Below are 13,474 nucleotides of genomic sequence, written 5' to 3'. Positions count from 1 at the left end.
CAACAACACCAACCTGTCCTTCTTGTTGCAGATGATGGCATGATTTGGGCATGACCTTGCAGTCTTCTCAACAACACCAACCTGTCCTTCTTGTTGCAGATGATGGCATGATTTGGGCATGACCATGGAATAATTCTGGAAAAGGTATTAGTTCATTTGAGGTTAAATCGATACGTGGGAGGGGGAGGGCAGTGATCTTTTAAGGACCTCCAGGACGTGTCCAGACACATTTGTCACCTCCCTATAAAAATGGTCTGAAACACCACTCCAGAGCCTGATGATACCTCCCATGGGGATCCCCACCATATTAACCCACAATTACACCATCAAGTATCCTTATGGTCCTTGAGGCCATCTCAGCCACATGGGGCTCATGGGTGACAACAACAAGGGTAACGCCCTCCTCCTCCTGGAGCTTCTGAAGCATATGGAGTATATTTTTGCTTGTCTTTGAGTCAAGCGCCCCTGTCGGTTCATCCGCAAGGATTATTGAGGGGTTATTGGCCAGGGCCCTGGCAATTGCAACCCTCTGGCGTTCACCACCAGAGAGTTCCGTGGGCCTCCGGTCAGCCTTATCCCCGAGGCCAACCTGTTCAAGGAGTTCCATTGCACGCTCCTCCATGTTACCGTGCTTCACGGCGAACATGGGTATCTCAACATTCTCAAGGGCGGTGAGGCTGGGTATGAGGTTATGCAGCTGGAACACGAAGCCTATCTCCTCGGCCCTTAAACGGCTCAGGTCCCTCTCCTCTGAGAGATCCCTTCCGGCAACTTTGATGGTGCCTGAATCCGGGACATCGAGGGCGCCTATCATGTTGAGGAGGGTGGATTTACCTGAACCCGATGGACCCATGATTGAGATGAACTCACCCATCTCAACTTCAAGGTCAACACCATTAAGGGCCCTTATCTTACCCCCGTCAAAGCTCTTCTTAAGGTTTCTCACCTCTATGGCCTTCATGGAACCACCTACTCATACCTCAGTGCTTCGGTGGGGGCGAGCCTTGATGCCCGGTAGGCCGGGTACAGTCCGCCGAGGACACCCACGCTGAGGGCGACTGCAAAGGCCCTCATGAAGATCTCAGGGCTGTATACTGGCTCTATGAATCCCCTCATTCCAAGCTCAAGGAGCACCTGTATGGCTGCAACACCAAGCACTGAACCCACAATACCGGCGATCACAGTGAGCACCACAGATTCCCCGAGTATCATGATGAGAATCCTCCGGTCCCTCCATCCAACAGCCTTCAGGACTCCAATCTCCCTTGTCCTCTCAAATACAGACATTATCATGGTGTTTATAACTCCAATTCCACCTATTATTATGGCGAGGAGTGATATGGCCCAGGTTGCGGTGTCTATGGTCTGCAGGCCCTGGTCAACGCTCTGGAGGTCCTCGAGTGAGGCTATGGTTGTGAGGTCACTGTAACGTTTCTCGATGCGGTCTGTGACGTCCTCAACCCTTGAGTTCCTGGCCATCTTAACATAGATCATGGTGACCTTACCCTCCTTATCCTCTATCCTCTGGAGTTTTTTGAGTGAAATAAAGGCCCCTCCATCCTGCTGCATGTCACCGGATTCAAATATCCTCACGATACGGTACTCTCGGTTCTTTATCTTTATCGTATCACCAACACCTTTGCCATGGTTCTCTGAGGCCACCTTACCCATTATGACCTCATCTGCATCTGGATCCGTGAGGGTCCTGCCATCGGTTATCTTTATCTGACTCATGTTTATCTTGGCAGGGTCTATACCTATCAGTACAAAGTAGGGGTTGTCGTCAAGGGGCTGTACAGCCATGAGTATCCCAACGGCGTCCTCAACCCCGCTCACATTCCGCACCTTATCCACGTATTCCTCATCTATCTTGCTGAAGAACATGTCTGAGACATTGGACTCCACAATCGTGAAGTCGGCGCCACCCGCCTTGAGGGTGTTCTCTGTTGATGCCTTCAGACCCTCGGTTATCACTCCAAGGGTTACAATGGTCGCAATTCCAATCGCGATACCTGTAATTGCAAGGAGACTCCTTGCACGGCTTCTGAATGGATTCTTCAGAACGAGTGTTATGAACCTCATGTGTAGGTATATGGAGCCGGGTCCTAATAATGTTGACTAGTCCACTATGAAAAATAGAATTTGAGGGTTTCCAGGATATTTTCCTTCTTTAAGGGATTAAATGGGTAAATTAATTAAAAAAATAAAGTTGGTTTCAGGACATTTTTCCCGCTTTAAGAACCTCGAATGCGTCCAGGTCCACGGTGCCGATGGTCCTGTAACATTCGGCTTCAGGCATCTTCTCAAGTTCTTCCATGCTTATGTACTTCATTTTATCAAGGCCACGGACAAAGTACCTGAACTGGGATCCAAGCCTCTCCCTCAGCCTGTAACCCTTCCCGATGTTTATGAAGTATCTTTTTTTAACCTCATATTCGCCGGTGAGTTCATGGATTCTGCTGAGAAGCCTCCTTGTGGGGTGCCTGTAGGTTCCGTTTTCCATTGCTATTACAATGTCCACCGGGACACCAAGTTCATCTGCAAGTTCCCTCTGGCTTTTACCTGCGCTGATCCTGTAACCCAGCAAAAGAAATTTCAGTTCATCTTCGCCACTCACGATTTCCACCTCCACTGAATTGTTATTGGAGTACCACCTATAAATACTTTTTTATATAAAATTATTATTAAAATTCGAATTAGATGGATATAAGTAATAATAAATTTTACATATCGTATTATAAGTGATTATATCCATGACCGTGACAATATTTAATAGTGGAATAACACTGGGCAACAGCAAATAATATAAACATGGAATGGATTATTAACTGGTGGTGGGATCATGGGACCTGAGTCATGGGTGATAATAGCTGCTATATGCCTCATAGGTGAAATGCTGACAGCAGGATTCTTTCTTCTCTGGTTCGCCTTCGGGGCACTGACAGCAGCGGCACTTGGATACCTTGGATTCGATACAACGGTACAGTTTGTTACATTCGTTGTTGTTTCAGTCATCCTCCTCGCTGTTTCAAGGCCATTCGCCGCACGCATAACAGGAGAGCCAACAAAAAAGGCTGTTGCAGATAGACTCATAGGAAAAGAGGGTGTTGTGATAGAAGCAATCACATCCCAGAGCTCTGGTCTTGTCAGGATAGACGGCGAAACATGGAGGGCAAGGTCAGACGCGGATCTTGAAGAGGGTGTTCTGGTGAAGGTGAAGGAAATTGAGGGAGTTAAACTTGTGGTTGAAAAAATGGAGGAATGAAAATGCTGCTTGAACTAATAATTGTACTTGTACTCCTTGTACTGGCATTCAAGAGCCTGAAAATACTCAGACCCTACGAGAAGGGTGTTGTTGAAAGACTCGGTAAATATCAGAGGACAGTGGAAAGCGGCCTCGTGGTCATAATCCCCTTCATAGAAGCCATAAAGAAGGTTGACATGAGGGAGCAGGTGGTTGATGTACCACCACAGGAGGTTATAACCAAGGACAACACAGTCGTTGTTGTGGACTGTGTCATATTCTATGAGGTGGTTGACCCCTTCAATGCAGTCTACAACGTGGTTGACTTCTACCAGGCAATAACCAAACTGGCCCAGACGAACCTGAGGAACATAATAGGGGACCTTGAACTGGACCAGACCCTCACATCAAGGGAGATGATAAACACCCAGCTCCGTGAGGTCCTCGATGAGGCCACAGACAAGTGGGGTACAAGGGTTGTGCGTGTTGAGATACAGCGCATAGAACCACCAGGGGACATAGTTGAGGCCATGTCAAAGCAGATGAAGGCCGAACGTATGAAGAGGGCAGCCATCCTCGAGGCAGAGGGTTACAAGCAGTCAGAGATAAAGAGGGCTGAGGGTGATAAACAGGCGGCCATCCTCGAGGCAGAGGGTAAGGCTGAGGCCATAAAGAAGGTTGCAGACGCCAACAAGTACCAGGAGATAGCCATAGCAGAGGGTCAGGCCAAGGCCATACTCTCGGTTTTCAGGGCAATGCATGAGGGGGACCCGACGAATGACATAATAGCACTCAAGTACCTTGAGGCCCTTGAGAAGGTTGCCGATGGAAGGGCAACAAAGATACTCCTCCCTGTGGAGGCCACAGGCATCCTGGGTTCAATTGCAGGGATCTCAGAGATGCTTTCTGACACCTCCAGAGGATCTGAAAAAACATCAAAAAAATCTGAACCATCAGAAGCAGAGAAAAAACCCTTATCTCAGGAATTTCCGGAAAAACAGTGAATCTTCACCTTTTATTTTTCAGATGATGTTAGTTATAAATATCAAGCTGAACATAATAAGATACGGGAGGTGTAATGTATGAAAGAGGATGTTTTCTATGGAAAGGGCATGGTCCATGTGAAGGAGGACTATCCTGACATCTACGAGGCAGTTGTTAAACTCAACGAGGCCGCCTATACAGGAAAGGTTCTTGACTACAAGACACAGAAACTCATAGCCCTCGGGATAACAGCTGCAAACTCAGATGACCGTGCAGTTAAAAAGCAGATACAGAGTGCCATAAATGAATTTGGTGTTACAAGGGATGAAATTGTTGACGTTCTCCGTGTTGTTCTCCTCACATCTGGTAATCCACCCTTTGTGAAGGCAATGAGGATACTTTATGAGGTCCTTGGGGACTGATTAACTTCTTTTTTATTTAATTAGAAAGTTCAGTTTTTTATCAATTAGCTCTCTGAAAAATCACCTGTTGCAGAGATTAAAATAAGGGATAAGAAATTTAAAAATAGAAAAGAAGTATTTTTTATTTATCTTGTTGTGAATGCTGATTTGAAATCTGCTGACATCATGTTACCGGCGCCGGTCTTAACTGCAGTCCTTGGAACAGTGATGATATACCTTGTACGGGCACTCCAGCTCCCCACGGGTGTTATGATGAGCCTGTTACCGATTATTCTCTTACTGATGGATTTCAGCCGACCGGTGGATGTTCTTACAGTTATTGATCTGTAGTTGGGACCGGCAAGTATGCTGTTACTGAATATTATGACAATTGCCCTCGTCCTTAAAACACCTGTTGCACCACTTCTGGGATCAATGGCTGTTACTGCAATTGCAGATGTGAAATTTGATGTGAAGTCCAGTTCCAGTGTGGTCCCTGCAATATTTTCTATGGAATTCCTGGGTATTCGGACTGTGAACTTAACACCGGGATCCCAGCCTCCAACGGGTGTTATGATGAGTCTGCTGCCGCTTATACTTTTGATGATTGATTTTAGAGTACCTGTAGATCTTCGCACTGTTATGCTGGAGTACTCACTTCCCACCACGATAATGGAGCTGAAGGTTATTACAAGGCTTTTGGTCCTTGAAACACTCATGGAACCATTTGGGGGATCCATGGATACCACTTTAAGTTTCTGCAGAGGATCTCCAATAAGGGGAAGGCTGTCCCGTCCACCGCTAAACATATAGGGTGTGTCCCCGAATTTATCCCCATTTTCATCCTTCCCGGTGTAGTCGCTCCAGTAGTTACCTCCAGTGGGCCGCGTTAGATTGAAAACATTGGTTGAACCACCTTCATTTTCCGCCTGAATACCATTGTCTATGAAGCTGTTTCCATAGATCCTGTTACCCCCACTGTAGGATGGTATAGATAATCCCACAGAATTGTTCAATAAAAGATTAGCGTAGATTGTATTGAATGAACCGGTGACGTATATGCCCCTACTGCCGCTACAGCTTATTTTATTTCCTGAAATGGTGTTGTTACCTGAATAGTGTATAGAAACACCATCATACCTGGCCATTTGCATCCTGTTACTCTGAATGGTGTTTTTACTGGACTGCAGCAGGAAGATACCATAGTCATCATCGCTTATGTTGCAGTTCTCGATCCTTGAACTGTTTGTATTTGCAAGTATTATTCCGTTACCACATTTTGAGAGGGCAACATTTTTTATTGTTACATTCCTGCAGCCCACAAGTGCAAGGTAGCCCATTGGGATTCCATTGTAAACCCTGTTGGAGATTCCAGTGAGATAATAGACGGGTTTACCCTCAATGGTATTTGAGGTATCTATGTTCTGGATAAAATGGCCAACTGAGTTGTCCCCTCCCCCAATTTTAATGGCTCTAGATGAGTTAGTGATGGAGTTGCCCCTTAAGATACTGTTGAGGGAGGTCAGAAGGTAAATAGCATTCTCTGTTATGTCCTCTATTCTGTTTTCTCTGATTACATTCGAAGGTGAGAACCCGGCCGCGATTCCATTGAGACAGTTTCTTATAATGTTGCTGGAAATTGTGTTTTCAGCTGAGGATTCAAGAGAAATTCCAGATCCCTCGCTGCTTATATTATTTCTGGATATAATGTTCCTGTTTGAGGATATTAGGACTATTCCCCCAGTATTATCAGTTATTTCATTTTCCTGGATCACGCTGTTATCTGAATCCATTAACCAGATTGCTATATCGTTATGTCTTATGATGTTTTTTGTCAGGTTACACCAGCCAGCAGATGAACATATTCCATGAGTACCATTGATCAGTGTAAATCCATTTATTTTCGATCTGTTGGCAATTATATTTATTACAGGTTCTCTGTCACGCCATCCATCTATTATTACTGTTCCATTTGCTTTCAGAGTTAAATTTTCTCTGTTTATCACTATGTTTTCTTCGTAAGTTCCAGCGTCCACCACTATAGTATCCTGGGCTTCACTATCGTCTATAGCCTCCTGGATGGTCATATAAGTTTTTCCAGTTCTTTCATTCCGTGAAACAGCTGCTGAAGTTCCGGAAAAAAATAAAACAAACAAAAAAACCACAACCAGCAAAGAGCAAAATTTGACGTACTTCACATTCAACCCCCCGAAACAATTACATTAATTAATATCTACGTCCATTTGGATATAGATTACACTAAATCAATAACCAGAAACTTCATATGGATGGTATTTTAGCAAATTTTGATGGATTTTTTCTGATTTTATGGGTTATCTGTCCCCATGTTTCAATGAATGTAAATTTAGCTTAGGGAACCTAAATCCAGAGATACACAAGTGGTTGATGACCCTGAAAATCGTGTATAAACAGATTTATTCATGGAACCAACAGTAAACTTTTTAAGTGACCACATCAAACGTAGCAGTACATAAACCGCTATTTTTAAGGGATACGATCCCATGGATGTGGCGTAAAGCCGAACAGAATAGAGGTGTAAACAATGTACAAATATGTTAAAGATGCATGGAAGAATCCAAAGGACTCCTATGTAAGGGAGCTTATGTGGGAAAGGGCCCCAAAATGGAGAAGGGACCCTGTAATTAAAAGGATTGAAAGGCCAACAAGAATAGACCGTGCAAGATCACTTGGTTACAGGGCGAAACCCGGATACATAATCGTGAGGACACGTGTAAGGCGCGGTAGCCAGAGAAAAACCAGGTTCAAGGCAGGTAGAAGGCCCAAGAGAATGGGTGTTAAGAAGATCACAACTGCAAAGAGCATAAAGAGGATCGCAGAGGAAAGGGTTGCAAGGAAATACCCCAACATGGAGGTCCTCAACTCATACTGGGTCTGGGAGGACGGAAAATACAAGTTCTATGAGGTCATCCTTGTTGACCCAAACCATCCTGCAATAAAGAATGACCCCAAAATAAACTGGATCTGCGAAAAACAGCACAGAGGACGGGTGTTCAGGGGCCTCACAAGTGAAGGTAAGAAGAACAGGGGCCTCAGAAACAGGGGTAAAGGGGCTGAAAAGGTAAGGTAAAGCCCCACTCAATTAATTTTAGAGGAAAATGATACACAACATCTCCTACCGCCTAATGGTTTACGGTACCGAGGACGAAGAAAAGGTCCTTGAGGCCCTCAGAAACATAATACCCGGAGCAGCACCTGAAAGGGAAATTGCAGAGGGCTACCATGGAAACCCCATCACAGTTTTAAGGGGCAGGGTGGACCGCAGAAGGGCTCTCAGAGAATTCACGGAAAAATTCATTGAGGTCTTCAGGGGCAGAATGGATGAACTTGAGGACAGGTTCGATGAAAACGGTAACCTGTTCATCCGTCTGGATAAACAGGAGGCCCTTGAGGGGATCTGGAAGCCTGTGAGGCACGGTGATGCAATACACCTCAAAATCAAGGTGGAGGCCTACCCTGCAAAGAGGGATGTTGCAGCGGAGAATATAAGGAAACTACTTGAATAACTGGGTCATTCAGCAGATGAAATTCTCTGACTTCCACGAGGATGCTCAAATAACTGATTCCCACGGGGATACTCATAATAACTGATTCCAGCAGGGTTCAGATGAAATTCTCTGACTTCCACGAGGATGCTCAAATAACCGGGTCATCCAGGCAGATGAAATTCTTTGACTTCCACATCCAGGCAGCTGACCATGATTCCAGTCTGAGACTTCTTTCTGAGGCTTCCCGCCTCGGGTACCATGGGGCTGTCCTGGTATGCCCTGATGAGACCTACAGCAGGCTCCAGCCAGAGATTGAACTCCTGAGGGATAACCCTGAAATCAGGGGGCTTGAGGTGGCAACCGGTGTCATGATAAACGCCTCGAACCCCCCGGATATGAGGCGCAAGGTTAACCGCTTCAGGAGGAAGGCCGACGTTGTATACGTTTCAGGGGGGGACCTGAAGGTGAACCGCGCGGCCTGTGAGAACCCCAGGGTGGATGTCCTCTCAGCACCTTACTCCTCAAGGAGGGACGCTGGCATGAACCATGTCCTTGCAAGGGAGGCTGCAAGGAACAGGGTTGCAGTTGAACTTGTCACCAGTGATATCACTGGCTCATGGCTCAAGGTAAGGGCGAGGGTTCTTGAGTATTTCAGGGATATCCTTAAACTCCACAGAAAATTCCATTTTCCACTCTTACTCTCAAGCAGGGCATCATCAATATATGACCTCCGCACACCCCGTGACCTCATGAACCTGGCAGCGTGCTTTGGCATGAGCACCCATGAGGTTAGAGGGGCACTCTCATCAACACCATCCTCCATAATCGAATACTCACGCAAACGCCCCCTCATGATTGCAGATGGTGTGAGGCTCGTGGATGATGAAGAACTGGATTGAACAGAGCCAAATGGAAGAACTGAAATAAAAGAACAGACTTGTGATGATGAAGAACAGGACTGAACCCCGGTGAAGACATGAGGATGAAGATACTACCCCCCACCCTCAGGAACCCAAAGAGGTACATCGCCTTTGAACTCATATCAGAGAGGGAGCTCTCAAGGGATGAAATCGTATCCCTCATATGGGACAGCTGCCTCAAACTCCACGGGGAATGTGAAACATCAAATTTCCGTTTATGGCTCATGAAACTCTGGCGATGCGATTTCCCGGATGCAGTAAGGATGAGGGGCGTGCTTCAGTGCCAGAGGGGATATGAGGGAAAGGTTATGGCTGCCCTCACAGCGGCACACCACCACAGCGGGGCAAGGCTGGTATTCCATATACTGGGACTCTCCGGGACGGTGCGTTCTGCAACACAAAAGTTTATTAAACCTTCCAAGAAAGATAAATACTGACTAATTTGTATCACAGGTCTCATAATTACCAGATTTATCCATCAATAAAGAGAGGTTAGAAAAATGCAACCACTTCAAAGCGCAGGATATGATAGGGCCATTACGGTATTCAGCCCTGATGGCAGACTATTCCAGGTGGAGTATGCAAGGGAAGCAGTTAAGAGAGGAACCACTTCTCTTGGAGTAAAATCAAAGGAAGGAATAGTTCTTGTCGTGGACAAGAGGCCTACAAGTAAACTGGTTGAGCCAAAATCCATAGAAAAGATATTCCAGATAGATGAACACATAGGGGCCGCAACATCTGGACTGGTGGCAGATGCAAGGGCCATAATTGAAAAGGCGAGACTCGAGGCCCAGATAAACAGGATAACCTACAATGAACCCATAAGGGTTGAAAGCCTTGCCAAGAAGATATGCGACATGAAACAGATGTACACCCAGCATGGAGGTGTCAGGCCATTTGGAACAGCCCTCATAATAGGTGGTGTAAACGGGAAGGGCTGCAGACTCTTTGAAACAGACCCCAGCGGGGCCCTCATAGAGTACAAGGCCACAGCCATAGGAGCCGGCAGACCAGCGGCCATGGAGGAATTTGAGAAGAAATACACCGATGACATGAATCTGAACCAGGCAATAGAACTGGCCCTTGATGCGGTCTATGAGGCAACAGAGGGGAAAACAACACCTGAAAGTGTTGAGATAGCTGTTATAGAAGCCGCAGATAAAAAGTACAGAAGGCTTCCTGACGATGAGATCAGGGACCATGTTGAGGAACTCCTGATCAGGAAGGAAAAGGAGGAAGAGGAGTAAAAAATGGTCAGCCTTGAAGATGCGGTTATCGCCCGGCTAGAATCCCATGGCGAGCGATTCGAAATTCTAGTGGACCCTGACCTGGCAGCTGAATTCCGGAGAGAAGATTCAGACGTCAGTGTGGAGGATGTACTGGCAGTCCAGGAGGTCTTCAGGGACGCCAGAAAGGGTGATAAGGCATCTGAGGAGGCCATGAGGAAGGTCTTTGAAACAGCGGATCCTCTTGAGGTAACACCCATAATACTTCAGAGGGGGACAATACAGCTCACTGCAGAGCAGAGAAGACAGATGATAGAGGATAAACGCAGAAAAATCATCAGTAAGATTGCACGTGAAGCTATAAACCCCCAGAATGGACTTCCTCATCCTCCAAAGAGGATTGAAAAGGCTATGGAGGAAGCAAGGGTTCACGTTGATCCATTCAAAACAGTTGATGAGCAGGTCAACATTGTCCTGAAGGCCATAAGGACCAAGATCCCCATAAAGTTCGAGAAGGTCACCGTTGCCATAAAGATACCCGGCGAAAGGGCAGGTCCAGCCTACGGTGTGATATCCAGTTTCGGGAAAATAAAGAATGAGGAATGGCAGAGTGACGGGTCATGGATAGCGGTGGTTGAGATACCGGGGGGTCTTCAGGATAGTTTCTACCAGAAAATCAATGAACTCACCGGCGGTAACGTTGAGACCAGGATTATCAAGTAAACCCTCCTCTCATTTTTCGCCTTCAAAAAACAGGGAGGCATAATGTGTTACTCGTAAATGAAAAGGACCTGGTTGTTCCAGGTCAGGTTCTGGCAGAGAATGATTACCACCCGGGCAGGGGGACCTTCAAAGAGGGTAAAAAAATATGTTCATCATTTGTTGGACTTGTTTCTGTCAGAAATAAGAAGATAAATGTGATACCACTTCAGAGCAAATACATCCCCAAGAGGGGAGATGTGGTGATCGGCGAGATCACGGATATAAGGTTCTCAATGTGGGGCCTCGATATAAACTCCCCCTACAGCGGACTCCTGCCGGCATCAGAGGTTTTTGGCAAGGAGAAAAGGGAACTTGGAAACGTCTTTGACATAGGCGATGTGCTCCTTTTAAGGGTAGTTGATGTGGACGAGGTCAAGAAGGTTAAACTGGGCCTTAAGGGCCGTGGGCTTGGAAAGTTCAGGGATGGGATTCTGGTATACATAACACCCACAAAGGTTCCAAGGCTCATAGGTAAGAGGGGATCCATGATAAACATGGTCAAGGAGAAGACCCACTGCGATATCGTTGTGGGCCAGAATGGAGTCGTCTGGATAAAGGGAGAACCCGACATGGAGAGGATAGCCGAGAGGGTCATCCTGATGATAGACCGTGAAGCCCACACATCAGGACTCACAGACCGTGTAAGGGAACTTCTGGACAGACTCACCGGTGCGGAACCCACAACAGGGGATGAGGATGACGGGTCTGAAGTGGTTGAAGGAGAGGCTCCAGTTGAGGATGCTGAAGAGCTGAAAGAAGAAACAGAAAACCCTGAGAACACCGAAGAAGATGAAGAAGAATTATCCGAGGGCGAAGAATCAGGGCATGAAGAAGTTGAGGATGAAAATAATTCCGAGGAACCGAGGTGATTGGTATCATCACACAGGATCAGCTGAAAACCTCCCCCACTCTCAGGGAGGACGGAAGGGCATTTGATGAACTCAGACCCCTGAAAATTGAGGCAGGAATACTTGAAAGGGCTGACGGTTCATCCTACCTTGAATTTGGAGGCAACAAGATACTCGTAGCTGTCTACGGGCCAAGGGAGGCACAGATAAGGAAGCTGCAGCGACCTGACAGGGCAGTTATAAGGTGCAGGTACAACATGGCACCATTCTCTGTTGAGGAGAGAAAGAGGCCTGGTCCCGACAGGCGCTCTGTTGAGATTTCCAAGATAACCGCAGAGGCCCTGAGGCCTGCCCTGATACTTGAAAGGTTTCCAAGGTCCGTCATAGATGTATTCATAGAGGTTCTTGAGGCAGAGGGCGGTACAAGGTGCGCGGGCATCACGGCAGCATCAGTGGCCCTTGCAGATGCCGGAATACCCATGAGGGACATGGTTGTCGCCTGCGCTGCAGGTAAGGTAAACGACCAGGTTGTTCTTGACCTCTCTGAGGAGGAGGACAAGGCCGGGCAGGCTGATGTACCGGTTGCAATCCTACCAAGGACACGTGAGATCACACTCCTCCAGAGCGATGGAAACCTGTCAGAGGATGAATTTGAAAGGGCCCTTGACCTGGCAGTGGATGGTTGCCTCAGAATACATGAGGTTCAGAAAGAGGCCCTCAGAAAGAGGTATGGTGAATAAAATGGATATAATACCTGAAATTACAAGAAAAAGCATAACAGACCTTATAAATAACAAGGAGCGAATTGACGGAAGGTCACTCCATGAGTTCAGGGACATATCCATTGAAACAGGGGTGATATCCAAGGCTGAGGGTTCCTCACGGGTCAAACTCGGCAATACACAGATAATAGTTGGTGTAAAGCCACAGATAGGCGAGCCATTCCCGGACACCCCTGAGATGGGGGTGATACTCACAAACTCCGAACTTCTACCAATGGCATCACCAACCTTTGAGCCAGGACCCCCCGATGAGCGTTCGGTTGAACTCTCAAGGGTTGTTGACCGCTGCATAAGGGAGAGTCAGATGATAGACCTTGAAAAGCTCTGCATAATAGAGGGCAGCAAGGTCTGGATGCTCTTCCTGGACCTCCACATAATCGACTACGACGGCAACCTCTTTGATGCAGCGGTACTTGCCACTGTGGCAGCGCTCCTCGATACAAGGATCCCTGCTGCTGAGGTTAAGGATGGTGAGGTCCTGGTTGACAGGGAAAACATGCAGCCACTCCCCATCAACAGAAAGGCCCTCATGTGCACCTTTGCAAAGATTGGTGATGAGATAATCCTTGACCCCTCCCTGGAGGAGGAGGACATACTCACCGCCAGGCTGTCCATAGGGGTGACAGAGGATGGCTCAATATGCGCCATGCAGAAGGGTGGTGAGGGTGCCCTCACAAGGGATGATGTCCTGAGGGCAGTTTCCATTGCAAGGGAGAAGGTGCCCCAGCTCATTGAGTACCTTGATAAGTCAATGGCACCCTGAATCACTTGTAGGAATCA

General features: G+C 47.0%; 16 protein-coding genes. 12 read left to right on the top strand and 4 right to left on the bottom strand.

Annotated features, from left to right (window positions below):
• Positions 1-307: 307 nt before the first annotated feature.
• The 3 genes from L5462_RS05485 to L5462_RS05475 all read right to left on the bottom strand — a co-directional run bounded on the left by L5462_RS05485 (position 308) and on the right by L5462_RS05475 (position 2,632).
• Positions 308-961: an ABC transporter ATP-binding protein gene (locus tag L5462_RS05485; RefSeq protein ID WP_237779796.1), complete on the bottom strand. Its 654-nt coding sequence runs from the start codon at positions 959-961 to the stop codon at positions 308-310.
• Between the two features lie 8 nt (positions 962-969).
• A complete protein-coding gene (locus tag L5462_RS05480) occupies positions 970-2,082 on the bottom strand; it encodes an ABC transporter permease (RefSeq protein ID WP_237779795.1) in 1,113 nt (370 codons plus the stop codon).
• 133 nt (positions 2,083-2,215) lie between these two features.
• Entirely contained in the window at positions 2,216-2,632 is a 417-nt protein-coding gene (locus L5462_RS05475; RefSeq protein ID WP_237779794.1) for a helix-turn-helix transcriptional regulator, read from the bottom strand.
• Between the two features lie 210 nt (positions 2,633-2,842).
• On the opposite strand from L5462_RS05475, the gene L5462_RS05470 reads away from it, so the two are divergent.
• The 3 genes from L5462_RS05470 to L5462_RS05460 all read left to right on the top strand — a co-directional run bounded on the left by L5462_RS05470 (position 2,843) and on the right by L5462_RS05460 (position 4,650).
• Complete coding sequence (locus L5462_RS05470) at positions 2,843-3,265, top strand: NfeD family protein (protein WP_237779793.1); 423 nt, start codon at positions 2,843-2,845, stop codon at positions 3,263-3,265.
• Positions 3,266-3,267: 2 nt separating this feature from the next.
• Positions 3,268-4,248 carry an SPFH domain-containing protein gene (locus tag L5462_RS05465; RefSeq protein WP_237779792.1) on the top strand — a complete coding sequence of 327 codons (981 nt, stop codon included), beginning with the start codon at positions 3,268-3,270 and terminating at the stop codon, positions 4,246-4,248.
• Positions 4,249-4,326: 78 nt separating this feature from the next.
• A complete protein-coding gene (locus L5462_RS05460; RefSeq protein ID WP_013295896.1) occupies positions 4,327-4,650 on the top strand; it encodes a carboxymuconolactone decarboxylase family protein in 324 nt (107 codons plus the stop codon).
• 125 nt (positions 4,651-4,775) lie between these two features.
• On the opposite strand, the gene L5462_RS05455 is transcribed toward L5462_RS05460, so the two are convergent.
• Positions 4,776-6,716 carry a NosD domain-containing protein gene (locus L5462_RS05455; RefSeq protein ID WP_237779791.1) on the bottom strand — a complete coding sequence of 647 codons (1,941 nt, stop codon included), beginning with the start codon at positions 6,714-6,716 and terminating at the stop codon, positions 4,776-4,778.
• A gap of 476 nt (positions 6,717-7,192) precedes the next feature.
• On the opposite strand from L5462_RS05455, the gene L5462_RS05450 reads away from it, so the two are divergent.
• From L5462_RS05450 to rrp42, 9 genes are all read left to right on the top strand, one after another.
• Positions 7,193-7,738: a 50S ribosomal protein L15e gene (locus L5462_RS05450; RefSeq protein ID WP_237779790.1), complete on the top strand. Its 546-nt coding sequence runs from the start codon at positions 7,193-7,195 to the stop codon at positions 7,736-7,738.
• 28 nt (positions 7,739-7,766) lie between these two features.
• Positions 7,767-8,174 (top strand): RNA-binding protein, encoded by a 408-nt coding sequence (locus tag L5462_RS05445; RefSeq protein WP_237779789.1) that lies wholly within the window; start codon positions 7,767-7,769, stop codon positions 8,172-8,174.
• A 101-nt stretch (positions 8,175-8,275) separates the two neighbouring features.
• Positions 8,276-9,055 (top strand): ribonuclease P protein component 3, encoded by a 780-nt coding sequence (rnp3, locus tag L5462_RS05440; RefSeq protein WP_237779788.1) that lies wholly within the window; start codon positions 8,276-8,278, stop codon positions 9,053-9,055.
• A gap of 83 nt (positions 9,056-9,138) precedes the next feature.
• Positions 9,139-9,513, top strand: a complete 375-nt coding sequence (gene rnp2, locus L5462_RS05435) for a ribonuclease P protein component 2 (RefSeq protein WP_370637027.1) — start codon at positions 9,139-9,141, stop codon at positions 9,511-9,513.
• A 63-nt stretch (positions 9,514-9,576) separates the two neighbouring features.
• Positions 9,577-10,323 carry an archaeal proteasome endopeptidase complex subunit alpha gene (psmA, locus tag L5462_RS05430; RefSeq protein ID WP_013295890.1) on the top strand — a complete coding sequence of 249 codons (747 nt, stop codon included), beginning with the start codon at positions 9,577-9,579 and terminating at the stop codon, positions 10,321-10,323.
• 3 nt (positions 10,324-10,326) lie between these two features.
• Positions 10,327-11,025: a ribosome assembly factor SBDS gene (locus L5462_RS05425; RefSeq protein ID WP_237779786.1), complete on the top strand. Its 699-nt coding sequence runs from the start codon at positions 10,327-10,329 to the stop codon at positions 11,023-11,025.
• 44 nt (positions 11,026-11,069) lie between these two features.
• The gene (gene rrp4, locus L5462_RS05420) at positions 11,070-11,933 is read left to right on the top strand and encodes an exosome complex RNA-binding protein Rrp4 (protein ID WP_237779785.1); all 864 of its coding nucleotides are present in this window, start codon (positions 11,070-11,072) and stop codon (positions 11,931-11,933) included.
• A complete protein-coding gene (rrp41, locus tag L5462_RS05415) occupies positions 11,930-12,652 on the top strand; it encodes an exosome complex exonuclease Rrp41 (RefSeq protein WP_237779784.1) in 723 nt (240 codons plus the stop codon). The genes rrp4 and rrp41 overlap by 4 nt, the downstream gene beginning before the upstream one ends.
• Positions 12,642-13,457 (top strand): exosome complex protein Rrp42, encoded by an 816-nt coding sequence (gene rrp42 / locus L5462_RS05410; protein WP_237780026.1) that lies wholly within the window; start codon positions 12,642-12,644, stop codon positions 13,455-13,457. The genes rrp41 and rrp42 overlap by 11 nt, the downstream gene beginning before the upstream one ends.
• The last annotated feature ends 17 nt before the right edge of the window (positions 13,458-13,474 follow it).

This window comes from Methanothermobacter sp. K4 (assembly GCF_022014235.1).
GTDB lineage: Archaea > Methanobacteriota > Methanobacteria > Methanobacteriales > Methanothermobacteraceae > Methanothermobacter.
The sequence above is the reverse complement of the archived record's forward strand: the minus strand, read 5'-3'. Positions and strand labels throughout refer to the sequence as shown.